Consider the following 24,837-nt stretch of genomic DNA (forward strand, 5'->3'; position numbering starts at 1 on the left):
AATTCTTCCAAGTGAATGAACATCCCCTCTGCCTGAATTCATAGATACATCGTTCAATGTTCACGAAAATTTATGTAAAATTATTTATTAGCTTACCACGCCATTGTGCAGACATGTATAATGACATCAGGTAAGAACATTAGAATGATGGAGGACAACATTTTGAAACAAGGCATATTACCAAGAGCAGGACTGTCACCGCAGGAGCTGGAGGAAGTTCGGAAGCTTTGGGAGGTTTGTAATAGCCATGACCATATCGAGATTAAACTAAATTGGAGCACACTATCGGACCGTCCGTCTGGCGTGACGAATGACTTTTTATTTTACCAAAATGACCGTATTGTCGGATTTTTGGCCATATATTGCTTTATGTCCACGGAAGTAGAGATTAGTGGAATGGTGCATCCAGAGGCGCGGCGCCAAGGTATTTTTGGCCAAATGGTTCAAAATGCAATAGCCGAATGTCGGCGCAGGGAAGTTCCAAAACTTATTTTTATTAATGAGCGTGGGTCGGAGAGCGGCAAAGCTTTCCTGACGAATCTTGGCGCAGCATATAGTTTTTCTGAATATGTCATGGAGCTTCAAGAGCAAGAGGCAGAGACTCCGCAAGCTTTAGATTTAAATGATAATATTGTCATTCGTTTGGCGGATGTGCAGGATACGGAGCTGTTGGTTAAGCTCAATATGTCAGGGTTCGACATGTCGGAGAGCGACACGAGAGAGTATGTCACCCAAACCATTACTGGTGCGAAAGAGCGGACGTGGATCGCGGAGCTTGGCGAGAAGAGAGAGCCCATTGGTAAAGTCGGAGCCATGGTCGAAGCAGAAGAGAATGGATTCATCTATGGCTTTTGTGTAGTGCCGGCGTATCGTGGCAAAGGCTATGGGCGGCGTATTTTGAGCCAAACAATAACAGAATTAAAGCAACAGGATCATGCTAGCTACATTAAGCTGGAAGTATCTGTTGAAAACGAGAAGGCGTTAGGCTTATACGAATCATGTGGCTTTAAAACGAAAAATGCGAATGACTATTATGTGCTTCTACTCAGCTAAAACGTTCCCAAAAAAGAAAGGGATAGATCGACAGGCAATCCCTGCGTTCTATCCTTTTCTATATATTTTACAAAGAATGACTTTTCTAATGAAAAATGAGTTCGGATGAACCGCTGATGATCGTGCCTGTATTCTGACCTTCACAAATCTCTTTCATGGAGCCAGGCTTATCGAAGTTGAAAACATGCATGGGGATATGATAATCTCGCGCCAAAATGAAGGCGGACTGATCCATGACCTTGAGGTTATTGTGGATAACGTCGTTATAGTGGAGTGATTTGTACTGAAGAGCTTCCTTATGGTGCTTCGGGTCTTTATCGAAAACACCGTCAACCCCCTGCTTCGCGACGAGAATCGCCTCACAGTTGACTTCAATGGCTCTTTGGACCGATGGATAATCGGTGGTGACGAAAGGCTGTCCATTGCCGCCTGCGAAAATAACGATGTACCCTTTTTCCAAGTGATGAATGGCCCTCAGTCGGATGAAAGGCTCCGCCACAGAAGCGATCGGAATCGCTGTCATGACGCGCACTTCAGCTTCGCTCTTCGCTTTAAGAACACCGCGCAGCATCAAGCTGTTGATGACGGTAGCAAGCGTACCGATATTATCAGCCTCTGCCTTCTCAATTCCCCAACTCTCGCCCATATTCCCGCGAAAAATATTACCTCCGCCTATCACGATGCACACTTCAACACCTAGATTGACAACGGTCATAATCTCATTGGCAATGTGATCTAGCTGCGTAGGATCAAAGCCAAACTCACTATCTCCAGCTACAGCCCCGCCACTAAGTTTAATTAGGACCCTTTTGTACCGCATATCCATCTCTCCTCCCAGATGAGAAAATCTGTATCATTGACATAAAAAAACACTAAAGCAACGAATGCTTTAGTGTTCCATGAATGAGAAATAGGAAAAGACCGCGTTTCTAATATCAACAGGACTCTTCATACGCCTCACACCTTCCGTCTATGATTAAAAGTTATTGTACACGAATTAAGAGGAGGAATGCAATTTCTGCGGCACACGCATATGAACGAACAGACCAATCACGACTAGGAACAAGAGAGAGCCTAAGGCTACGCGGCTAGCCAGGTTGCCAGATGATGCCAGCGCCCAGGTAATCGTACCATAGAGAGCAGGACCAACGATCGAGGACACTTTACCTGAGAAGGCGAATAATCCAAAGAATTGACCGCGTTTCTCTTCCGGCGTTAGCTCAACAATCAGTGTGCGGGATGTGACCCACATGGCGCCCATAGATACCCCATACAAGCTGCCGGCAATCCAGAATACGCTCTGACTTGTTGCAAATGCCGCTAAGGAAATCGCGATAATAAGGATGAAGGCGACGATGGTCACCGCTCTTTTGGGACCGATATTTCTGGCCACATATCCGAAAAGGAACGAACCGATAATGCTCGATACCGTCGAAACGAGGTAGAGCAGAATGAATTGCCCCGTGGTGAAGCCCATAACGGTATTCGCATAAATGGCCATGACGGCAATCGCCGTGGCAATCGCATCGTTAAAGAAGAAGTAAGCGATCATGAACAAGAAGGCAGCTCGGTATTTTCTTGCTTCTTTGAACGTAGCCCAGATCTCACGGTAACCGCTGAGGAGCGATTTTTTCCCGCTGACGGGCTTCTGGGTCTTCTCTTTGTAAAGAAACATAATAGGCAAAGAGAAGATCAGAAACATAAGCGCACTAGGGATGAACGTATTTTCAAAATGATTGCCATTGATCAATGGAAACACGACAAGTCCAACTAATGTACCGACATAACCAACCGCTACGCCAACACCGGAAATGATGGGGATTTCACGTGCATTACCCAGATCTGAAATCATTGAATCGTAGAAGATTAAGCTGGAATTGTAAAAGAATTTGGCGACCATAAAGAAGAAAATCACGCCTAGTATGGAGGTGTTGAGTCCCATCCACTGCTGGTCTGAGTGCCAAAGGGCTGAAGCGCCCATAAGCAGAGTTGCCGCGATAGCAATAAGCGTGAAGGGGACGAGGTAAGCCTTCTTTTTACCTGTCCGGTCAATCCATACCCCAAATAAGGGTGACAACAACACGAGGAAAAAGCTGGATAAAGCATTGGAGTAAGTGATGAAAGTACTTGCAATCTGATTCAATTCTTCGCTTTTGCCTAACGTTTCTTTTAAATAAAATGGATAAAATACAGTCACGATATTGGAGGAAAAAATCGTATTTGCGAAATCGTACATCGCCCAAGCGAATATCGGTAAGGAGAAGAACAGGGTCCAAACTTTACGTGCTTGCATCGGGTTGGAAGCGGATTCAAGCTTTGCCACTAGGGTCACACCTTTCCTTCTCATCAATTGGTATTTCTCTAGTATATTGGCTATAAGGCCGGGAAATCCCTCTGTCTTTACAATAAAAAAACTCTCCCTCTAATCAAATTGGAAGGAGAGAGAGGGATAACACAATAGTTGCATGAATTGCCTACCGAAAGCTCTCTTTGATGCGTTAAGCATCCGATTGCGGCTTTTTGATTTCGACCTCGATCACATCTATGCTCTCTTTCATTTCAAGCACATCGATGCCGTTCCGCTGTAGAGTGGTCGAGAGCTTCTCTTTATTTTGGGCAGGGAAAACGTACGCATTACTTTGCTTATTATCGAGGAGACGTTTCGCCACCTGGACGAGACGTTCCATTGTGAACGGCTTTTTGAGATATTTCTCAATCTCTTTCTCGTGATAATCATGAGGCGGATCGAGCGCTGTTGAAACGATAACAGGAGTCTGATAGTGCACCGGATGACGGTATAAATCAGCGATGAAATCCCAACCTGTCTTAGCGCCTTCTAGATGAATATCGACGATGAACAGAATCGGTCCCTCGCCTTTACAGCGATTAAGCGCGATAATGCCCTCCTCAGCAGAACGAAGCTGCATGGAAGGGAGCCCCAATTTGTTCAGTGCAACTTGAATTAATTTGGCCAGATTATCGTCATCTTCGAAAATAACAATTTGACCATCCATGGCAGAAATCTCATATTGGTCGAACTCAATGCGGAATGTCGTACCTTGCCCCATCTCAGAAGTATAGGAGATATGTCCGTTATGTCCTTCAACAATCTCTTTTACAATTGCGAGACCTAAGCCGGTACCGCCAATTTGGCGACGGTCCGAGTTGTCGACACGGAAGAACTTGGAGAACATTTGATTACGGGCTTCCTCTGGTATGCCGAGTCCGTAGTCTTGTATCGCTATGGTAATTTTACCTTGGTCGACAGTTATATGAATATCAATGCGATCTGCTCCTGGCGAGTACTTAATCGCATTGCTGATCAGGTTGTCGAATACTTGACGAATACGATCAGCATCGGCTCGTACCCATAGTTCTGCTTCTTGCTGATGAATGAGAATACGATGGCTATGTTTATCCTGCCACTGCTCAGCGATTTCTTGTACAGTAGGCAGCAGATTGACAGGGGAGAAATGATACAGTTGTCGACCTGACTCCATTCGCTGCAAATCAAGAAAATCGTTGATTAAATTCGATAAGCGATGTGCTTCTTTGTAAATGGTTTCCATGTATTTCTTTTGTTTCTCTTGTGAAAGATCCCGATGCAGCAATATCTCGATAAAACCAAGCACACTGGCAAGGGGAGTTCGCAGCTCATGGGATACAATGCTAATGAACTCATTCTTCATTTCATCAATACGCTCTTCTTCGGTGCGATCACGAAATACGAATAAGTAGCCTTGCTGTTCGGTATCTTCACTTACTACGGTCGCATATAGCTCCGCATGTTGGACCTGACCTTCGAGCTCGAAACTAAAACGTTGTGTGAGATTTGACAGTGAGCCATCGATCAACGCTTCAATGGATGAAGCGACGCCAATAAAGCTCGGAGAATCGGCAGCTATTTCGTGACTGCTATCGACCAGGTTCTCACTTATTCGTTCGTTTAAACTGAAATACTGATTCATTCGATGATTGGAGAACAGGATTGTACCTTGTGAATCACACATCATCATACCCTCATGTGCGGATTCCAAAATATTTTGAATCAGATCGCGCTGCGCTTCGATGAACTGCTTCTCCGTTGTTAATTGATCATTCAGCTCTGCTAAGCTGGCTGCTTGCCCCAGCCTCTCGTCGTTCATAACCTGCGCGTAGAAGGCGAGTCCGAACTGACGAACTAAACCTTTGGTCAATCGTTGGTTATTTTCTTGAAAGAGGGAACTTTGATAGCTCGTTAGCAGCAAGAAACCAATAACCTTCTGTTTATCATCCAAGAGTGGGACATATTGATCGATAGCCCGTGTCATTCCCCCATGGACACCTTGTTCATGACCGAATACATCTCGTGTATGAATAATAGGTGTCCCTTCATCGAAAACACGCCTAGCCGGCCCAAAAAGCTCTCTCTGATTCAAATTAATATGTTCTTTCGGATAACCAATGGAATGAATGACTTCATAAGAGGAAGAGTCCTCTGCGTGGCGTTCTATGACGACCAGAGCCGCATCCTGCGATAATGAATTGAGCAGGGCTGGCAGCGTATGCTTCAAGAAATCTTTCAACTTCACGTAACCTGTAAGCTTTTCCTGATAGGACGAGATGAGTTCCAAATCCCTTTCTCGTTCGGATAGCTTCGCGAGTGTGATCTGCTGCTCCTCCTGCTGGGCCATAATTTCCTCATTCTGCGTCTCCAAGCTCTCAGCCATATAGCGATATGTTTCCTCGCTTCTACGAATCTCTTCTTCAGCATGATAGGCTCGATAGGAAATGAAAATGGACAGACCACCTGCAATTAAGGCAATAATACTTCCGACCATTGTAATCGTACGAGAGGTTTTACCGGCTTTAAGGGAAGCTGTGTAGGCATCTGACGTGATTTGTTCTATGGCCTTTTCGATGCTTACATGAACAACTCGGTAGCGATCCATCATCGTTTTGCCGGACGCTACGCGAGCTTTCGCCTCTTCTGTTTTACCAGTGCTCACCAATTCGTATTGTGTGTCAAAATACTTTTGTAAATTATTAATGGCTGGAATGGCTTGCGTGTCCATGATAAGTTGTAAAGTTGGGTACTTTTTATCGTATTGGTTGATCGTGTTCAGATCAACTTCCAGCTGCTTTTTACCAGACGTATAGGGCTCCAGGTATTGCTCATTACCTGATAATTCAAATCCACGGATACCCGTTTCTTGGTTAATTAAATCTTTAAGCAGGCTGTTCGTTGTGATTGAAATCGGAATGGAATCGTGCACGATCGCATCGCTTTCCCTTTCCATATTGCGAGAAGCAATAAAGTTGGAGACACTCACAAAGGCTAATAAAATAACGATTAAAATAACGTATAGCATGGAGATCCGAGATCTCGTGAATGACTTCATAGCAATCGGTCACCTAGATTCTAATAGGATGAAAGGATGTACTAAAAATTCGACATGAGTCAACAAATTCCTTTTAAAAACGATCATGTTATGTTTTCTTCCATCAATAGATTGCAAGATATAGAAATGTCGTTTAAAATATGATTCATTACACGATTGATGTTAAGTTTAAGATCGTCGAAGTTTGCTTGAGGAGGGCGCACAGTGCAGGTAAAAGACAGCAGGATTCCGCCACTACACGAAGTACGTCCATTCTTCCAACCGATACTTTCATTTCAGAGCCAAGAAATCATCGGTTACGAAACACTGGGAAGACGAATTCGGGAAGGTAGTGTCGAAAGTTTGGGGCCTTTTTTCAAAAATCCTGACATTCCCGAAGACATGCAGCTTCATATTGATCGGCAATTGAGGGAGCGGGCGATTGAACAGCTAGCTTCGGCTCAAGATGAGAGTTCCTTATTCATTAACTTAAAACCTTCATGGATCTATCAAACCTATAAGCGCACAGGCGTGCTGCCAACTATCGAGCTATTAAGGAAATATCAAATAGATCCAGCGCGTATCGTGATCGAAATTACCGAAGAGGAATTCACAGGGAAGCTTCATGAGCTGACGCAAATTGTAGAATTATATCGAGAATTCGGCTGTACGATTGCCATTGACGATGTGGGCAGCGGGTTTAGCAATTTCGACCGAATCGCCAGTCTACAACCGAAGATATTGAAGATCGATCTTAATATTTTGAAAAAAAGCGCGGTCCATGCCGGCTACAAAGCGCTGATGCAATCCTTTTCCATTCTAGCGGCTCAAATGGGGGCTTCCCTGCTTGTCGAAGGGGTAGAAACGAAGCAAGAACTTCGCAGTGCTCTTCAAATCGGAGCAAGGTATGTACAGGGCTATCTCTTCTCCAAAGCTGAACCGCAGTTGCAGCGCCGGGATGCCTTCAAGTCTATGCTCAAAGAGGAAATGAAACTCTTTGGTAACGATGAACTTGGGCGCTATAGCCGCCTTTTGACCATTCATCAAAGTCTAGATTTGCTTATCCATTCTTCTGCCTGTATATCAACAGCTGAAGATGCAGATCGCGTCATCGAAAATATCATTAGCAACGTGTCGGAAAACTGTATACGTATGTACATATGTCGGGAGGACGGCTACCAAATCTCGTCCAACTACAGCCGCAAAGACGAAGCATGGAGCAAAGATGAGAGCTATCGCGGGGCAAACTGGACGTGGAGGCCCTATTTCATCTCCAACATTATGATGATGAACCTGCAAAAACAAGGGATTCTATCCCAAGCTTACACGGACCTGGATACCTCGCATGAGATCCAGACTTATTCCTGTGCGTTAGGAGAGGGCTTTTATTTGTTTGGAGATTTGATGATTTGATTTGAGAGATTTATAAGAGAATGAGAGAGAGTGTTTGAGAGAGTACGTGGCAGAGAGTGGGAATAAGATAGTACGTCAAAATGAGTGTCTTGTGAGAGGTTACCCCAGGTGGCCTTTTTTTGTGTTGGAGCAAAACATTAACCGACCAGATCTCCGAGCCCAGACTCGGACCCAGAGATATAGCTATTCCTACTAATCTAAAAACTCAACGAACGAGCTAACATTGGCTGATTGGGTGGCAAGATGCTTGGATGATTAGTGGTTACATTCAGGCAAAAAGAAATCCTGCACAAAACTATGCAGGATTCTGACAAACGTATATGAGGCGTTGTGGCTAAACCCCGAACCCCCAGACTCCTAAGCTTCGACCCACTCGCGGCGCAGCGAGAACAAATCGCGCAGCTCGTCGGTCGACAGCTCGGTGATCCAGTTCTCGCCGGAGCCGACGATTTGCTGGCTGAGGCCTAGCTTGCGCTCGATCATCTCATCGATGCGCTCCTCAAGCGTGCCCAGCGTCACGAATTTGTGCACTTGCACATGGCGCGTCTGGCCGATACGGAAGGCGCGATCCGTCGCTTGATTCTCGACGGCGGGGTTCCACCAGCGATCGTAGTGGAACACATGATTCGCCGCCGTCAGGTTGAGCCCGATGCCGCCGGCCTTCAGCGAAAGAATGAACACATTCCGCTGCTCGTCGACAGGCTGGCTGACGTCTTGGAAGTGCGCGATCATCTCATCGCGCCCATTCTTCGGTGTTCCGCCGTGAAGGAACAGCACTTTCTCGCCAAGCTCCTGCTGCAGCACATGCTGGAGCAGGTTGCCCGTCTCCACAAATTGCGTGAATATCAAGCATTTGTCGCCCTCTTGGCGCAGCTCTTGCACCATCTCGAGCAGGCGCTCCAGCTTGTTAGAGCGTCCGCTCCATGGCGCGTGGATGCCTTCTTTGAGCAGCAAAGCAGGGTGATTACACACCTGCTTCAGCTTCGTCAGAGCGGCGAGAATGAGACCTCGCCGCTCCATAGCGGAGAGCTTATCCAGACGATCGAACATGTCTTGGATGTAGTTCTCATACAGCGAGCCCTGCTCGGCGGTAAGTGAAATGAACGTCTTCGACTCGTTCTTCTCCGGCAGATCGAGCTGAATTGCAGGGTCTTTCTTCTCGCGGCGCAGCAGGAAAGGGCGGATCAGCTTCTGTACCTTGCCGATCGTCTCGCTATCGCGCGTCTTCTCGATGGCATTCACATAGCGGTGCGTGAACTCGCGAACTGTGCCCAGATAGCCCGGGTTCGCAAAATCAAAGATCGACCACAGCTCCGTGAGCCGATTCTCAATCGGTGTTCCCGTTAACGCTATGCGATGGTAACCATCGAGTCGGCGAATAGCGGAAGCTTGCTTCGTATAAGCATTTTTTATATTTTGGGCTTCGTCCAAACAGATGGAGTTCCAGGCAATAGAGCCTAGCTCAACCTCATCCAGATGGGAAAGCGTATAGGATGTTAAAACTAAGTCAACCTTGCCAACGACTTCTTCATTAAAAGCAGGTCCCTTTAATCGTTGAGGGCCATAGTGAAGATGAACCTTCAGCGACGGCGCAAAACGCTTAAGCTCCATCTGCCAGTTCCCCAGCACGGACGTCGGACATACCAAAAGGGAAGGTGTATCAGGCTTCTCGTTCTCTTTCACCGTAAGTAAATACGTAATCCATTGGATCGTCTTCCCGAGACCCATGTCATCGGCCAAACAGCCGCCTAGGCCGAAACGGCGCAGGAACAACAGCCAAGAGATACCGTCCACTTGATAGTGGCGCAGCGATCCTTGAAAGCTGGGCGGCGGCTGTATCGTCGGAATTGACTCCGCCTGTGTGAGCTGATCGACCATGTGGCGCAGCTGTTCGTTCAGCTCTACCTCCATCTCGATGTAGCGCATCGCTTCGGGGTCATCCTCAGACGGCAGCAGCCCGCCGGCATCGCCCGCGAAGTGAAGTTCCAGCACATCGCGGAAGGAGAGGCCCTGCTTCTTCTGCACCTGCTTCATAATCTGCTCGACCTGTGCCATGAACAGCGGGTCGAGCTGAATCCAGTTGCCGCGAATCTGGATCAGCTTGCGCTTTTCCTCCAGAAGCTGCCGGAATTCCTCTTCTGTCAGCTCCAAATCCCCCACAGCCAGCTTCCAGTCAAACTGCATCAGCTGGGTCAGCCCGAACATCGTCTCCCGTCCAGAACCGACGGAAGACTTGATCTTCGCGCGCAGCTTCGGCTTCATCTTGCGGATGCGCTCCCACCAGGCCGGCAGGAACACGCTCGTTCCGGCCTCAACAAGCCGCACGCTTCCCTCTGCGAGGAAGCGCCAAGCCTCTTCCTCCGTCAACGTCTGACGGAGTCCGCCTTCCTCCGCATCCAGCCACGGCAGGATGCGTACCCACTTCGCCGCGTCACGTTCTACGCGGCCAAGCTCCGGCTGCCACGCCTCCGGCAGCGGCAGCTCACCAACGACCGGCTCGCCGCTGGGCGTCACCGTGCGCAGCACCTCCGGCGCAAGCCGGTCCTGCAGCAGCACGCGCAGCTGCCAGCCCGCGCCGTGCGCCAGGTCCGGCTCCACGAGCTGCAGACAGGTCCGCATGGGCGACCGGTCTTGGCGCCAACCAATGGCGACGAGCCAATCCTCCTCGTCGAGCCATAGATCAGCGCCGATCTCACCGCGGCGCATTAGAGGATGCGCTGCTTCGAGCTTGCGCAGATTATCTTTCATGAGGCCGTCTGCGTCCACCCACTCAGGAATCAGCGCATGAATCCAGCGCGATACGGCTGGTGATTCTAATGCCTGCAGTTCCTCAGGAAGCTGCAGCTTCCAGCCGATTTCGCCGGCTTTCCACTTTTCATAGTCCGGCATGAAACTACCGGACGCCAACGCTTCTCGAACAGCCGGAGCAAGGCGCATCAAATCCGCACAGTCCTGATGCCAGCTAAGCTGTAGATGCTGCACAGGCTGTGGATCGCTGAAATAATCGAGCGCATCGAGCGGTTGCAGCTCGATGCCTTCCCGATTTTGCCACTCGCTGGGCTCCATGAACGTGCCGAAAAAAGAGGCGCGATGCCAGGCGAACAACATATTTTTCAAATCAAGAGCATCCCAAATGCCGCCGTTCTCGCGGGTACCCCATAGAAATAAAGAACCATTAGGTATGGAGCTAACGTGAACTGTCAGCGCGCTGGTTTCGATCATCGAATCCATTTTCCTTTCTTGAGCTCTTCTTGGAAAGCACGCAAGCGTGAGAACTTATCCGCTAATCGATATACGTAGTGCTCCCAGCGGTCGTCCTGGCCTAATTGTTTATAAATGCCGTGCAGTTTCTTAAGCAGTCGAACAGCTGTCTTATAGGAAGCCCTATTTTTCTCCAGAACAGCCCGTTCGGCCGCTTGGTGATAGAGGGGGAGGAGTAAAGCCGAATCATGCTCTTCAATCGCTTTAAGCTCCGTGCCATATAAGCTCAGCGGTGATATTCGGTTTGCCAATTGCAAGTCCACCCACTGCCGATACCGTTTCGTTTGCAATAAATATGCCGTGTAATAGTAATAGGAACGAGGCAGTAGGGACTCCATCACCTGCACCCATTCGCTATCAGATTCTAGATGCTTGGTCGTATCGAGCCAGTATTGGCAGAAGGTCCGGAAATCATCGTGATTTGCATTCCTAATCGACGTGAACAGCCAACGGAGCCAAACAAGCATGTTGTTCCACTGTTTATCGTTGGAATAATAATTCAGGTAAAGGAAGTAATCCTTCGCATTGGGATGAGTGAGCTGACCAAGACGCTCGAAAGCGCGATCCATGTCCCCCTGCATAATATCAAAATGCGCTCTTGCCGCCAGAAGTGTATCCTTCTTTCGAGCTAAGAGGTCCTTCTTCGTGAGAAGTGCCTCGAGACGCTGGATTTCCTCTTTCTGAGCCGCAGAATGATTCGTCAGTTTCCACCAAATGAAGCGATACACAAACAGCCAATCAATCGGACTATCCTTGCCCTGCAGAGCGAATTCTCCAAGCATTTTCATGGTGGATAGCCAATGTTTGGGTTCCGCCTCGAAAGAGATATTCACATCTGTTCGTTCCACGAATTCAACCAGCTTATCCTCACAATTTTTTGCGGCAATTTTGCAGCCGTTCTCGTGATAGTAAGACAGGTAGGAGCTTTTCGTTTCTTGATAAAATTGTTCAATTTTCCGCATCATGAACAGCACGATATGGAACATATAGAGCTCGCGGGTTGAACTTCTCCAATTTGCCGCATAGCCGGGCAGGGACTCCAGTGCTGAATCGTAGAAGGTTTCGATCGAGTGCTGATGAGAAATGGAGAATCCATGGAATTTCCCTTCAAAAAAGCGATGCCAATCTACTGGCATAGCCTCTTCAAGAGGCACGTTGGCCTGTGCAGCTGCAGCGGCTTTGCGTTCCTGTATCAAAGCTGCCCCGCGTGCGGGCTTTTTCCGTGTGTGTATTTGTTGTTTTAACTGTTGAAGCAGTAGTTCCGGACGTCCATAAGGTGCATACAAGCTGAAGAAAGTGGCACCGATATGTTTACAAAAGCCATCATAGGAGCAGCTGCACTCGCTAGTGGCGAAATTTTCTAAATTAAGCATCGTGTTCAGTATTTTTTTGCCTGCGACGGTCGCCTGAACGTTCATGCCTTTCAGATCGACTTCGGTCACACGACCTTTATGGTAATACTCCCAGCCCTGCTCCAGAACGACGGCGTCGAAATGAAGCGGGATTTGCTTGATTAGGTAGTTCATTCGATTTTTGGGAATCTGCAGTTTCAGCATGTGTGCTTTCCTACCCTCCGAGCGGTACATTCCTTCTTCCATAGTAACAGATTTTTCCCGAAATTGCCCATTTCCACAGTTTATGCCAAAGGGGTTTTTTTTACACATCAGAAAATAAGTTTTCATCGGGGTAAAAGGGGTTAACCCTGCATTCCTGACTATAATATGATAAAGTGAAGCTATACGAAATGCTTTTGAAGGGAGACTGCGAGGGTGGGCATAAAATTTGGCAGGGAATATAAGGACATTGTCACTGATTTCGTGCGTGGCATTGAGTTGGTTGATGGATTTTATGAGCTGTTGGAAATGAATGCAGACGACTGGCTGGAGCTTGATAAGGACGAACAAGAAGAATGCCTGCGAACGCTGGCTGACGATATTTTTTACGGATTAGGAAACGCACCTGTGATGCAGATCGGAGCGGGATCCGTTCGCCATGATCCGAATAATCACGTGCTGAAGGTTCATGACGGGGAGAAGTTGGTTTCCGTCATCTATTTGGTCTAAATAAGGCAGAAGTGTGATATAGAAAGGTGTATGGAAGTTATGCTGGATGGAGCAAGGAAGGTTTTACAACAAGTTTATGGATACCCGGAATTTCGCGAGGGCCAGAAGAATATCATTACGAATCTGCTTGAAGGTCGAGATACGCTAGGCATTATGCCGACGGGCGGAGGTAAATCGATCTGTTATCAAGTGCCTGCCATGCTTATGGAGGGAGTGACGCTGGTTATTTCACCGCTCATCTCCTTGATGAAGGACCAAGTGGATGCGTTAAGTGTGCTAGGTGTTCCGGCAACTTTCATTAACAGTACGCTGGAAGCTAAAGAAGTAGAACAGCGGATGCAAGGCGCCATGCAGGGCAAATATAAACTGCTGTATATCGCGCCAGAGCGCTTAGAGTCGGAACGATTTCGTGCTCGAATGTCAGCGCTGAATCTTCCGCTAGTGGCCATTGATGAAGCGCACTGCGTTTCGCAATGGGGGCATGATTTTCGCCCGAGCTATGTGTCGATTGCTCCGTTCATTCGTGAGCTGCCTAATCGCCCGATTGTCGCAGCCTTCACAGCTACAGCTACTGCCGAGGTAACAGCCGATATTGCGAGACTGCTTGATTTGGATCAAGCGGGCATATTCGTCAATGGTTTTTCACGTGATAATCTGGAATTGACGATTCTGCGAGGTGAGAATAAGCGGGATTACATTCAGAATTATGTGAAAGAACATACGCATCAGCCTGGTATTATTTATGCCGCTACGCGTAAGGATGTTGAAGAACTATATGAAACGTTACGCAAAAAAGGCTTCGCCGCAGGGAAGTACCATGCCGGTCTAACCGATGAGGAACGCTCCTACATGCAGGAGGCGTTTCTATACGATGATATTCGCGTGATGATCGCGACGAACGCTTTTGGGATGGGCATCGATAAGTCCAACGTCCGGTATGTCATTCACTACAATATGCCGAAAAATATGGAGGCTTATTACCAAGAAGCCGGTCGCGCTGGTCGTGATGGAGAGCCGAGTGAGTGTATCCTGCTGTTTAGCGCGCAGGATATTATGACGCAGAAGTTTTTGATCGAGCAGAATCAGCTCTCGCCGGAGCGTAAAGCGAATGAGTACAAGAAGCTGCAGACGATGATCGACTTTTGCTATTCGCCACGATGCTTGCGCAACGTCATTCTGCACTATTTTGATGAAACCAATATTAAAGATACTTGCGGCAATTGCAGCTCGTGCAAAGATGATCGCGATACGGTGGATATCACCGTCGAAGCGCAGAAGATTTTCTCCTGCATCCGCAGGATGGGGGAACGCTTCGGCATCTCGATGGTCGCCTCCGTGCTCAAAGGCTCGAAAGCGAAGAAGATTGTCGACTATCGCTTCGATCGTCTGCCGACCCATGGCATTATGCGAGATTTGCCGGAGAAGGAAATTTCTGATCTCATCAACGTGCTGATTTCAGAAGGGTTTTTGCAGTTATCGGATGGTCAATATCCAGTTGTGAAGCTGATGCAGCCCGCAGCCGAAGTGCTTCAAGGGAAGCTGCAGGTCAACCAGAAGGTGCGTAAGCAGCAGGTTAAGGCTGCCGCTATCGATAACACCTTGTTCGAGCAGCTTCGCCTGCTTCGTCGGGAAATTGCTGCACGTGAGAAGGTGCCGCCGTATATTATTTTCTCGGACAGCACGCTACGTGAAATGAGTGAGATTTGTCCGACATCGGAATCCGCCATGCTGCGAATCAAAGGTGTCGGCGAGGTGAAATACCGAAACTACGGGAAGCCGTTCCTGGACCTCCTTCGCACGTATGCGGGAGAGGGAGAATTGGGTGCGGTCGCCTATGATTTTGATTGAAATCAGAGGAGTGGTCATGGGTGAAGCTTGGGAACACTGACATTGATCAGAAGCTTGCGGAGGTGACTGGCTGGACGACAGACGATCACAAATGGATTGTGCGTAAATATCGATTTACTTCTTTTATGCAGGGCATAGACTTCGTGAATGAGGTTGCCAGCATAGCAGAAGCCGATAATCATCACCCTATGATCGCCATCGATTATAAGATGGTCACGCTGCGACTTACCTCCTGGCATGCAGGCGGCTTAACTGATTTGGATTTCGAATCCGCAGCTAAATTTGATCAGGCTTTTGCTGACATTACTACTGGCAGTGGATCACCAGATTAAGCTCGGTCCGTTATATACCATGCAGTGAAAGTCAGCCATTCCGGTCGGAGTCCACTTATTATATGTGTCTGTAATCGTAAAACCAGCTCTCTCATACGTCTGGATCGCACGTTCGTTCCAGACGAGAACTTCTAGATCAATCTCCTGCTGGGGCGTCCGGCGCTGGGCCTCTTGAACAAGAAGATGGACGAATTGGGTACCGATTCCGCTCGCTTTCCCGCAAAGATCCGGTCGAAGTCCTAGTCCTAAACGTGTCACCCCAACAATGGGGAAGAATTGAACGAACCCAGACAATATTCCGTTTTCATCCACGACAGCTCGATATTGCTCTGCTCGAATTTGCGGGTCGGCGAATTCAGCTTGTTCACGAAGCATAGTCTCCCATGGAGACCAATTGTATAAATCGTATGGAGGCGAATACTTCCAAGTGCAAAGTTCATGGCAATTCGCTTCAGTAAGGGGAACGACGCGCCATGGTAGGCTTTCATGCATCATATTGTTCGTAGTTATCATCCTTTCATCTATTGGTTGGAGGTTCAAATGGATTGGTATAGTCAACTTCCAATTGGCACAATAACTCTATTTTCTATGCTGGTATTGGGACTGACCCTATTCCGGATCTCGGTGAAAAAAAAATGGCCGCTTGTGCTGCTTGTTTCCTTCGTTATTTGTTGCTTATTTAGATTATTTTTATCCCAGCCGTGGGCGGAGAGCTTGCAACCTATGCTCATTATTGTAACGGAAGCGGTTTTTATTCACTATATATTTCGCGTGCGAAAGCTGCATGCGCTCATGGTAGCGTTTCTCGGCTCGCTTGGCTATACGATTTATTTGGCCATTGTTCTATTTATCATGCCGCTCATTACGCATATTTCTCTGGTTACTTATTTTGAGGGGCTGGATACCTCTTATCGTGCTTTGAAAATGGTGGCCGCATCGCTTACATTCCTCACAGCTTTGGTTCTGGTTAAGAAACGCTTAGGTTTTACCGTTCGAATCGAGTTAAGCTCCAAAAGTGCTTGGCTTCCACAGAAAAATGTCCTGTTACATGTGTTTCTCTTTGCATTTGTGCTGTTCTCATTGACTTATTATGGGGTTACGTTGAAAATAACGTCCATATTCTATTTCGCAGCAGGCTTATCCCTACTATTAGGATGGATCATTTATCTCCTGTATCGGAAGGAAATGGAAGACATTTAACCGAGGATACCTTTCATCATAAAGGCAAGATTTGGGGTACAATGAAAATATAGACTTAATAGGAATAGGAGGTCACCCTAAATGACCCAAGTTACGATTCGCGAAGCGGTAATACAAGATATCCCGCAGTTGAAAACGTTAATGCTCGCTTATATTGTGGACTTCTATCAGTATCGACAACCTGAGGATGAGAAGTTGAACGGATTGATTCACCAACTGCTTGAGCAGAAGGAAGGAATTCAATTCGTAGCGGAGACGGAAGAGGGGACGCTGGTCGGCTTTGCGACCTTATATTTTACCTTCAGCACTTTGCGTGCGTCCAAAATAGCAATTATGAACGACTTATTCGTCATAGAGGCTGAACGTGGTCAGGGAGCGGCAGCGAAACTATTTGCTGCTTGCAAAGGATACGCCGCGAGAAATGGATATGCCAATTTAACGTGGACAACGGCCAAAGATAACTTCCGCGCCCAAGCATTTTACGATAAAATGGGTGGAGATCGCAGTGATTGGCAGACGTACTCCGCTAATCCGACGAGTGGAATGGGCGATTAATCGAATGACGAAAGATGGTGGCATGAAACTGTGGAAAATATCGTAAGTCAAACTTGGCTGCTAGGACAGCTTGGCGATGCGAACATCGTGATTGCGGATTGCCGCTTTGCGCTAGGACAACCAGAATCAGGCAGACAGAATTATGAGAAAGACCATATAACAGGAGCCGTGTATGTAGATTTGGAGAAAGACCTCTCCGGTGCCAAAATGGCGCACGGAGGCCGGCATCCGCTCCCTGATCTAGGAGCCTTCTCTATCCTCGTGGGCAACCTAGGGATCGATGGTACGAAGACCGTCGTGGCTTACGACGATCAAGGCGGAGCCATGGCTTCGCGGCTATGGTGGATGCTGAAATTCCTAGGTCACTCCGAGGTATACGTATTAGACCAAGGGTATTCAGCATGGAAAGCTGCTGGCTATCCGGTTACCGATGAAGTGTCCACGGTGTTCCCGCGGACCTTCTCACCGAAGGTGCATCGCGCCATGCTTGCCAGCATGGACGAGGTCAAGGACAAGCTCGGCCGCCCAGGCACCGTGCTCGTTGACTCGCGCGAGGAGCGCCGCTACCTCGGCTTGGAAGAGCCGATCGATGCGGTGGCCGGCCACATCCCGGGCGCGCGCAGCTTCTTCTGGAAAGGCGTTCTCGGTGAGAACGGCGCCTGGTTGTCAGCTGCGGAGCAGGAGCAGCACTTTGCCGCGCTGCGCGATGCCGATGAAATCATCGTCTATTGCGGCTCCGGCGTAACGGCGTGCCCGAACGTGCTGGGCCTTAGCGAAGCGGGCTTTGATAACGTGAAGCTCTATAGCGGAAGCTGGAGCGATTGGATCTCGTATGAGGATAATTCGATTGCGAAGGGCGAGGAGTAAAAGGCGAAAGACCGCGTCGGACGCGGGTTTGAGGGCTGTGACAGGTTACCGAGAGGTGGGCTGTTGCGGCCTTTTTTTGGTCTTTTGCAAACAAGCTTGTAAACAAGAAGTTGATGAAAACAATTACGGTAACCCTGGTACCACCCACAGTGGGTCGGTCGGCTCACGACCTATCCACAACTCGCTATTCCATCTTCCTGTCCGTCAATCTGCATGATTTTTCAGATAGAATGAACGGGATTTACGCTAAAAGAGTGATTCTATACGATTTTTCATACAGATTTTTCGATAATACGATCTTAGGGAAAATTTTATATGATAATTCATATAGAATTAAATGAATGGTCATAGTCACACCAAATCCGGACTTAGAATAGAGCCAACGTATTCATAGTAAGTTATCCGCCCCGATACTCCACTCGCCACAGCTCGAAATTTCCCCTTATCCACTAGCTTGCGACAGTATTTAATGACGGTCATAGTATGCAACTCCAATTCCTTCGCCGCCTCGGTGGGGCGAATGGTCCGATTGTGGCGAATGGCCGCTCGCATCAAGTCTCGTTCGATTTTTGAAAAGAATCTTTCAACCGTTCTTTTGGTTCCGCTCCCAGCCCACAGATAAGGGGACAGGATGTTCCGCAATGCAGAGAGGATAAACGCTGGATTCTCTTTTAACTCATCCAGAGAGATATAGAAGACAGTACAGTCTTGAGCCTGGAGAAAAAGTCCTCGGTTCAAATCCATTCTATACTTGCTGCGATCCGTGCCATGCGAGCCATAGTCCATAATCTCAAATACAATTCGAATAGCCCCAACAATCCACATGAAATCGACAAAGTAGGATCTCCCCCGCCAGTCCTTTACTTCATATTCAGGATGCAATCCGTGGAAGTTTCCAGCAAGCGACCACCAGACTCGCTCAACAAACAAACGATTTCCGTACCCGTGGCCACGTTTCAGAGCATCCAGACGTTCCCCTTTTCTTCGCCTTAGATGATCGCCTACCCATTTATGGTGTTCAATTTCAAAACTCATTCCCCTCACCTCTCCAAATTCGTTTAAAAAAGCACAAAACCCCGACACCTTTCCAATTCGAAAGGAAGCGGGGCATTCTTTGCCACTAGGCTACTGCTTGATACCCATAGTGTGACACAAAATGGTAAGGGGACGCAATAGAAATATAGGCATACCGGATTGTTTCGATCCAATTGCCATTCTTGGAACGAACGGGATCGACGGTCGGATAGTCTTTGGCTATCAGGTATAGCATAAAATCAAACTCAGCTTGAATATTCTCGATTGTGTTATCTTCTTCATGAATGAACCTGAGGAAATGTCGATCACCATTTCTTTCAAACAAGTAAATAAAATTGCTGCTTGCCCTCCAAAACTTCAAAGTTTCAGCATCATGATCCCAGTACTGAATCAGTTGTTTGACACGGGAATCATTTTCTAATCCTCGTAGCATATTTTTTAAAGACATCATTTCTTGTCTGCCTCCCATTACCTAATGAGAGGTCTACTTGATTACGAATAACGACCTTTCACAGGCTCTTTTGTGTTTTTGTTAGTATTCAAACACCATCACTCCTTTAGATCGTAGTAGGGATACAAAGACTGTGTGAGTTGGGGATTTATCCCTCTATGAAATATCATTGGATAAATATTCAGTTTTATCAAGGTGCAGTTTGAACTAAACAGTTTTATCCGACGCATGTTGGCAAACAACCGGCACCAAGCTTCAAACAACCCATGGGCTATCACCTAAGTGCAGGAGTTGTTTGCTTTTTCCTGTTGGCGTTGGTTATGTACATTGGGATTCATGGCATTCACTTGTTTGGGCTTGCCTTGGCTCAATAGGCACGTTGTTCCGAGCCGCGTCGTCCGCGGGCTTCTTGCTCCCTAATTGCTCCCAAGCGTAGCCAAGGGAGATCGCTTGATATGGGTTCTGGCATATCGTCGGATGCATTCCCTCGCGATGATTGGAAACCCCATATTTTTGTTTCGGAACCCTCTGAACATAGGGGTATGTGGAGGAATACGAAGCTCGAGTAATTGGATTTCGTACGAGGATAATCCGATTGCGAAGGGCGAAGAGTAAGAACTTGGAAGCCGCGTTGTACGCGGGTTTGAGGGCTGTGACAGGTTGCCGAGAGGTGGGCTGTTCCGGCCCTCTTTTGGCTGAAAATATGTGCGGTATCGGAGTCAATGCCAGATGACTGTGATATTACTTCTTGACGAACAGTCTACATGCGTTCTAATATTCAATTAATGAATTGAATATGAAAGGATACACAATCATGGAATCTGTACCCATTGCTAACACTTCTGCAAAAGAATTTAAGAGTGAACTGTTTCAGCAGTTAGCCCGGGTGGGGAAGTGTCTATCCAGCGACAAGCGGCTTGAAGTCTTGAGCCTGCTTGCTCAGGGGCCTAAGTCAGTAGAAAAGCTGGCCCAAGTCACGGAGATGAGTGTGGCTAACGTATCCCGCCATCTGCAGGTTTTGCTCGATGCTAGGCTGGTGAAGTTCAGCAAGAAAGGTACATATGTCATCTATTCGCTGGCTGACCCATCAATTGGCGCGTTTTTGTTTGCTTTGTGGAGCATTGGCGAGAGTCAACTTGCGGACGTCACTCGGATTAAACAGGAATTTTTACACGAGTACAAGGATATTCGGACGCTATCTTTGGAGGAAGCAAGGACGAAAATGGAAGCCGGAGCGATCATCCTACTCGATGTAAGACCGAGAGACGAATATGAGGCTGGCCATCTCGCGGGAGCCATCTCCATACCGATGGAGGAGTTGGAACCATACCTTCACAATCTACCTAGGCCCGTTGAAGTTGTGGTGTATTGCAGAGGCCCCTACTGCATCAGTTCGACGCAGGCCGTTGCCAAGTTGCAGCGTGAGGGAATCACGGCATACAAGCTGGAGGGGGGAGAGCATGAATGGCTGAAGGAAGCGAATTAATTAGAGAATACATTCATTCTCCTGAGAAACAGCAGCAGTTGTATCGGAAATCGTTGATGATCGTGATCATCGCCCAGCTATTCGGCGGAGCAGGACTCGCGGCAGGCGTCACGGTCGGAGCGCTGCTTGCTCAGGATATGCTCGGGACGGATAGCTTAGCAGGGGTTCCTTCGGCGCTATTGACGCTGGGCGCGGCCTCGTCGGCACTGCTTGTCGGACGGCTTTCTGGGCGGTTTGGCCGTCGGGTAGGCCTAACCATGGGTTTTCTTGCAGGGGGGATCGGCGCGATCGGCGTCGTATTCGCAGCCATCGCTGATAACCTTCCACTTTTGTTCGCTTCAATGCTGATCTATGGCGCCGGCACGTCGACTAACTTGCAGGCGCGTTATGCGGGAACCGACTTAGCTCAGCCTAAGCAGCGTGCAAGAGCCATCAGCTTAGCCATGGTATTCACGACATTTGGTGCGGTTGCGGGGCCGAACCTGGTGGGGGTCATGGGACGATTCGCGACATCTGTCGGCGCCCCTGCTCTGGCGGGTCCGTTTATGCTGGCGGCAGTCGCTTTTATCCTAGCGGGTCTGGTGATGTGGGCTTTGCTCCGTCCAGATCCTTATCTCGTTGCTAAAGCCATCGCCGAAGCGCAAGAAGCGAATCCATCCAAAGCGACGGTTAATGCGAATCTCATGGCGCCAGCTGTCCGTAACCGGGGAATCATCATCGGGACAACCGTGATGGTCTTAACGCAGCTCGTGATGGTCGCCATCATGACGATGACACCGATACATATGAAGCATCACGGACATGGGTTGAGCGCGGTCGGCATGGTGATCGGCATTCATGTCGCGGCGATGTTTCTGCCTTCCTTGATAACGGGGGTTCTCGTAGATAAGGTCGGGCGTACGTTCATGTCCTGCGCAGCTGGGTTCACGCTGCTGTTGGCGGGACTGCTTGCCGCATGGGCGCCGGCCGATTCGATGGTCTGGCTCATCGTCGCTCTAGCGCTGCTCGGACTCGGTTGGAACTTCGGACTAATTAGCGGCACTGCGCAGATCATCGATGCAACATCTCCGGTCACGCGCGCCAAGACACAAGGAACTGTGGATGTCCTAGTATCATTGGCAGGGGCATCGGGCGGAGCGTTGTCGGGCATGGTCGTCGCCAATTCGAGCTTTGCCTTCCTCTCTCTGACGGGCGGGTTCCTGTCTCTGCTACTGATCCCGGTTATGATCTGGTCACGCAGAGGGATCGGTCGATAAATCAAAACGTGAGAAGATTAGTACAGCGATCTAGTGTTATAATCACGCTAGACTGATGGAGTTAGAAGGGTGATAGTATGAGTGTAATTCGTTTGGAGAACGTCACTAAGAAATATGAAGAGTCCCTGATCTTTCGCGATATCTATTTTCGGGTGACCCAAGGAGAGCGTATTGGCCTAATCGGGCGGAACGGTGCCGGTAAGTCGACGGTTTTCAAGTTGATTATGGGTAAAGAAGAACCAACGTCCGGGAAAGTGGAAATAGATCCGCAGGTTAAAGTAGGGTATTTCTCCCAATTCTCGGAAATGCGAGGAAGCCTGTCCGTTCAGCAAGAGCTAGAAATGTGCTTCGAGCAGGTTGTTCTTATCGAACGGGAGCTGCAGGAAGTTGGAGAAAAGCTGGGTCTGGTCACCGAAGACGGTGAAATGGATCGGCTGTTGACGAGGCAGGCGGAGCTATTCGAACAAATGGAGCATTTGGATGGCTGGAACGTATCCGTTGAGATTAACACAGTTCTTACGAAGCTGGGGTTCAACGAGAGGTCGCGGAATCAGCCTATCGATGAACTATCCGGAGGTTGGAGAAACCGTGCTGCGCTCGCCAAGATGCTTATTGAGCTGCCTGATGTCGTCTTGCTTGACGAACCGACGAATTACTTGGATATGGAAGGCATAGCGTGGTTGGAGCAGTGGTTGTATCGGTTCAAAGGCGCTATGATTCTGGTATCACACGACCGGCAATTTATTGACAAAGTAGTCACGCGAACGATCGAGATCGAGAATTATCATTTTCAGGAATACGAAGGGAATTACACCGACTACATCCGCAAAAAGAAAATGCGTAAGAAGGAGTTGGACCGCCAGTTTGAATGGGAGGAAGAGCTTCTTCTCATGGAGTCAGAAGCCATCGACAGCCGTGCAAGCAAGAAATCTTCAAAGGATCGTCTCTCCCGCCAACTGGCGGATAACAAAAAGCGGATTGAGCCGCACCCCGTAAATGTTCTAATCACTGATATTTATGAGAAACTGCGCTTCCCTGACAAGCTATGCGAAGTTAAGAAAATCGGGCAGACCTATGATGATCGGCCGATCTTTCAGAACGTCAGCTTCGACATTCAGAAGGAAGACCGCTTAGTCATCGTTGGTCCAAACGGAAGCGGGAAGTCCACGCTCATTAAGGTGCTTACGGGTCAGGAGAAGCCCGAATCCGGCGAGGTGATCTGGGAGAAGGGCGTCAGCTACGCCTACTTCAACCGGATGTGGGAGGAGCTTAATCCTAAGGATACCGTTAGCCACGCGGTGAATACGTACGGATTGGGACTGGACGCTCCACGGAAAAAGGTGAACAAATTTCTATCCATGCTGCAATTTTCGGAGATGGACCTAAGCAAGTTCATCGGTAACCTATCCGGCGGACAGAAGGCTCGGGTCGCGCTTGCGAAATGCCTTCTATCCGGTGCCGCAGTCATCATATTGGATGAGCCAACCAACCATCTGGATTTAACGAGCATTCAGGTTATGGAGCAGGCGTTGATCCATTTTCCCGGCGCCGTCATTACGGTAAGCCATGATCGGTTCTTTATTGATAAAATCGGGACGAAAATGCTGACCTTCGACCCGGCATTGGGAATAAGCGAGCAGAATATATAGGAAAGAGGCTTCTCAATTTGAGCTGGGTCGTGAGGAGAAGTAAGAGATGAAAGACTGCGTCGGACGCAGGTTTAAGGGTTGTAGCAGGTTACGATGAGTAGCCTGCTACGGCCCTTTTTGGTTTCTTTGTAAACAAATCTAATGGGTTGGCTCTTTTTAATGTCCGCTCATAACTACCGTACAAACGTCCTGCTGTTCGTACGCTTCTTTTCACCAATGATAAGCTCTGCTAGCAACAAATTGGGTATCCAAGCAATCCAAGCGATGACGAAGAAAGTATCATTCGTATCGGTCAATCCTAGAAATACCGCAGCCAGCGGGGTATATATCCGGAGTGTGATTGCCGCGCAGCTAAGCGCGTAATTTCGTACCATCCAGCGGCCATGATCAGCTTTATCGCGATCGACGATGATGCTCTTTAGACTGCGGAAGAGTGTATAAAGCCATAGGACTGACAGCGACCCGAAGCCAAGTTGCGCGAACCAACCGCCACTCGCATAGAAAGCTAAGTACAAACCGGTTAGGCCCGCGATTGTAATCATTGTGGAGTACAAATAGCCAATCAAACGATGAATGTTCGGTGCATGATGGCGAAGCTTCTTGATAAACTGAAGCCAGCCTATAGCAAGTGCTACTCCAGCCGAGATGGCATGGGCCCAGAGGATGTTGTACCACAAATCGGGCAGACTGCCTTTTCCCATTACGAACGTCTGCCTATGGAGGTGGTCAGGCGTTCCGTACATGACCAAAGCATAAGCTCCAATTGCTAAAGCCAAAAAAGCCAATAGTCCAAATGACCAAGCGCGAATCGTACTTCGTCGTACTCCCATTATTCATCCCTCGCATTCGGTCTTTTTTATCATTGAGTTGATTCTATCATCAAAGGATCCACCTTCAAAAGCGACTTCAGACGGAGTGATGACCCCAACCAAAGTCGGGGATGGAGCTGCCAGAATGCCCTTCTAAGAGGGCATTTTATAAATTACTTTATCTTGACAAAATAACTTA

20 protein-coding genes are annotated in these 24,837 nt (G+C 48.3%); 11 read left to right on the plus strand and 9 right to left on the minus strand.

Annotated elements, in window-relative coordinates:
- Nucleotides 1-162 precede the first annotated feature (162 nt).
- Entirely contained in the window at nucleotides 163-1,053 is an 891-nt protein-coding gene (locus tag QFZ77_RS06205; RefSeq protein ID WP_307437579.1) for a GNAT family N-acetyltransferase, read from the plus strand.
- 85 nt (nucleotides 1,054-1,138) lie between these two features.
- On the opposite strand, the gene pyrH is transcribed toward QFZ77_RS06205, so the two are convergent.
- The 3 genes from pyrH to QFZ77_RS06220 all read right to left on the minus strand — a co-directional run bounded on the left by pyrH (nucleotide 1,139) and on the right by QFZ77_RS06220 (nucleotide 6,434).
- On the minus strand, nucleotides 1,139-1,873 hold the full coding sequence (pyrH, locus tag QFZ77_RS06210) for a UMP kinase (RefSeq protein ID WP_307437582.1): 735 nt from the start codon (nucleotides 1,871-1,873) through the stop codon (nucleotides 1,139-1,141).
- A 177-nt stretch (nucleotides 1,874-2,050) separates the two neighbouring features.
- Complete coding sequence (locus QFZ77_RS06215) at nucleotides 2,051-3,376, minus strand: MFS transporter (protein WP_373462568.1); 1,326 nt, start codon at nucleotides 3,374-3,376, stop codon at nucleotides 2,051-2,053.
- A gap of 175 nt (nucleotides 3,377-3,551) precedes the next feature.
- Nucleotides 3,552-6,434: an ATP-binding protein gene (locus QFZ77_RS06220; RefSeq protein WP_307437585.1), complete on the minus strand. Its 2,883-nt coding sequence runs from the start codon at nucleotides 6,432-6,434 to the stop codon at nucleotides 3,552-3,554.
- Nucleotides 6,435-6,638: 204 nt separating this feature from the next.
- Between QFZ77_RS06220 and QFZ77_RS06225 the strand changes: the two genes are divergently transcribed.
- The gene (locus tag QFZ77_RS06225) at nucleotides 6,639-7,826 is read left to right on the plus strand and encodes an EAL domain-containing protein (protein WP_307437588.1); all 1,188 of its coding nucleotides are present in this window, start codon (nucleotides 6,639-6,641) and stop codon (nucleotides 7,824-7,826) included.
- Nucleotides 7,827-8,183: 357 nt separating this feature from the next.
- On the opposite strand, the gene QFZ77_RS06230 is transcribed toward QFZ77_RS06225, so the two are convergent.
- Both QFZ77_RS06230 and QFZ77_RS06235 read right to left on the minus strand, forming a co-directional pair.
- Complete coding sequence (locus tag QFZ77_RS06230; RefSeq protein ID WP_307437592.1) at nucleotides 8,184-11,057, minus strand: DEAD/DEAH box helicase; 2,874 nt, start codon at nucleotides 11,055-11,057, stop codon at nucleotides 8,184-8,186.
- Nucleotides 11,045-12,643: an SWIM zinc finger family protein gene (locus tag QFZ77_RS06235; protein ID WP_307437595.1), complete on the minus strand. Its 1,599-nt coding sequence runs from the start codon at nucleotides 12,641-12,643 to the stop codon at nucleotides 11,045-11,047. Before QFZ77_RS06235 ends, QFZ77_RS06230 begins: the two co-directional genes overlap by 13 nt.
- Nucleotides 12,644-12,856: 213 nt before the next feature.
- Here QFZ77_RS06235 and QFZ77_RS06240 point away from each other — a divergent pair, with 213 nt between their 5' ends.
- Genes QFZ77_RS06240 through QFZ77_RS06250 form a run of 3 tightly spaced genes read left to right on the plus strand, consistent with a single transcriptional unit; the run spans nucleotide 12,857 to nucleotide 15,330 of the window.
- Nucleotides 12,857-13,150, plus strand: coding sequence for a hypothetical protein (locus QFZ77_RS06240; protein WP_307437597.1), 294 nt, complete (start codon nucleotides 12,857-12,859; stop codon nucleotides 13,148-13,150).
- Between the two features lie 39 nt (nucleotides 13,151-13,189).
- Complete coding sequence (gene recQ / locus QFZ77_RS06245; RefSeq protein ID WP_307437600.1) at nucleotides 13,190-14,998, plus strand: DNA helicase RecQ; 1,809 nt, start codon at nucleotides 13,190-13,192, stop codon at nucleotides 14,996-14,998.
- Between the two features lie 20 nt (nucleotides 14,999-15,018).
- On the plus strand, nucleotides 15,019-15,330 hold the full coding sequence (locus QFZ77_RS06250; RefSeq protein WP_307437601.1) for a 4a-hydroxytetrahydrobiopterin dehydratase: 312 nt from the start codon (nucleotides 15,019-15,021) through the stop codon (nucleotides 15,328-15,330).
- On the opposite strand, the gene QFZ77_RS06255 is transcribed toward QFZ77_RS06250, so the two are convergent.
- Nucleotides 15,319-15,843 carry a GNAT family N-acetyltransferase gene (locus tag QFZ77_RS06255; RefSeq protein ID WP_373462569.1) on the minus strand — a complete coding sequence of 175 codons (525 nt, stop codon included), beginning with the start codon at nucleotides 15,841-15,843 and terminating at the stop codon, nucleotides 15,319-15,321. The two genes, QFZ77_RS06250 and QFZ77_RS06255, sit on opposite strands and share 12 nt — an antisense overlap.
- A 27-nt stretch (nucleotides 15,844-15,870) precedes the next feature.
- Between QFZ77_RS06255 and QFZ77_RS06260 the strand changes: the two genes are divergently transcribed.
- From QFZ77_RS06260 to QFZ77_RS06270, 3 genes are all read left to right on the plus strand, one after another.
- Entirely contained in the window at nucleotides 15,871-16,530 is a 660-nt protein-coding gene (locus QFZ77_RS06260) for a hypothetical protein (protein ID WP_307437607.1), read from the plus strand.
- Nucleotides 16,531-16,611: 81 nt separating this feature from the next.
- Nucleotides 16,612-17,085, plus strand: a complete 474-nt coding sequence (locus QFZ77_RS06265; protein WP_307437610.1) for a GNAT family N-acetyltransferase — start codon at nucleotides 16,612-16,614, stop codon at nucleotides 17,083-17,085.
- A gap of 30 nt (nucleotides 17,086-17,115) precedes the next feature.
- The gene (locus tag QFZ77_RS06270; protein ID WP_307437612.1) at nucleotides 17,116-17,952 is read left to right on the plus strand and encodes a sulfurtransferase; all 837 of its coding nucleotides are present in this window, start codon (nucleotides 17,116-17,118) and stop codon (nucleotides 17,950-17,952) included.
- A 351-nt stretch (nucleotides 17,953-18,303) separates the two neighbouring features.
- Here the strand turns inward: QFZ77_RS06270 and QFZ77_RS06275 are convergent, their stop codons facing one another.
- Together QFZ77_RS06275 and QFZ77_RS06280 are read right to left on the minus strand one after the other, a co-directional pair.
- A complete protein-coding gene (locus QFZ77_RS06275; protein ID WP_307437614.1) occupies nucleotides 18,304-18,987 on the minus strand; it encodes a hypothetical protein in 684 nt (227 codons plus the stop codon).
- A gap of 85 nt (nucleotides 18,988-19,072) precedes the next feature.
- On the minus strand, nucleotides 19,073-19,438 hold the full coding sequence (locus QFZ77_RS06280) for an aminoglycoside phosphotransferase/kinase family protein (protein WP_307437616.1): 366 nt from the start codon (nucleotides 19,436-19,438) through the stop codon (nucleotides 19,073-19,075).
- An 814-nt stretch (nucleotides 19,439-20,252) separates the two neighbouring features.
- On the opposite strand from QFZ77_RS06280, the gene QFZ77_RS06285 reads away from it, so the two are divergent.
- The 3 genes from QFZ77_RS06285 to QFZ77_RS06295 all read left to right on the plus strand — a co-directional run bounded on the left by QFZ77_RS06285 (nucleotide 20,253) and on the right by QFZ77_RS06295 (nucleotide 23,829).
- Nucleotides 20,253-20,924, plus strand: coding sequence for an ArsR/SmtB family transcription factor (locus QFZ77_RS06285; RefSeq protein ID WP_307437619.1), 672 nt, complete (start codon nucleotides 20,253-20,255; stop codon nucleotides 20,922-20,924).
- Nucleotides 20,903-22,180, plus strand: a complete 1,278-nt coding sequence (locus QFZ77_RS06290; protein ID WP_307437622.1) for an MFS transporter — start codon at nucleotides 20,903-20,905, stop codon at nucleotides 22,178-22,180. Before QFZ77_RS06285 ends, QFZ77_RS06290 begins: the two co-directional genes overlap by 22 nt.
- A 77-nt stretch (nucleotides 22,181-22,257) precedes the next feature.
- Nucleotides 22,258-23,829 (plus strand): ABC-F family ATP-binding cassette domain-containing protein, encoded by a 1,572-nt coding sequence (locus tag QFZ77_RS06295; protein WP_307437626.1) that lies wholly within the window; start codon nucleotides 22,258-22,260, stop codon nucleotides 23,827-23,829.
- Between the two features lie 173 nt (nucleotides 23,830-24,002).
- Here QFZ77_RS06295 and QFZ77_RS06300 read toward each other — a convergent pair whose 3' ends face one another.
- Nucleotides 24,003-24,659: a DUF2306 domain-containing protein gene (locus QFZ77_RS06300; RefSeq protein WP_307437629.1), complete on the minus strand. Its 657-nt coding sequence runs from the start codon at nucleotides 24,657-24,659 to the stop codon at nucleotides 24,003-24,005.
- Between the last annotated feature and the right edge of the window lie 178 nt (nucleotides 24,660-24,837).

The sequence above is a fragment of the Paenibacillus sp. V4I3 genome (genome assembly GCF_030817215.1).
In the GTDB taxonomy this organism is placed as follows: Bacteria; Bacillota; Bacilli; order Paenibacillales; family NBRC-103111; genus Paenibacillus_E.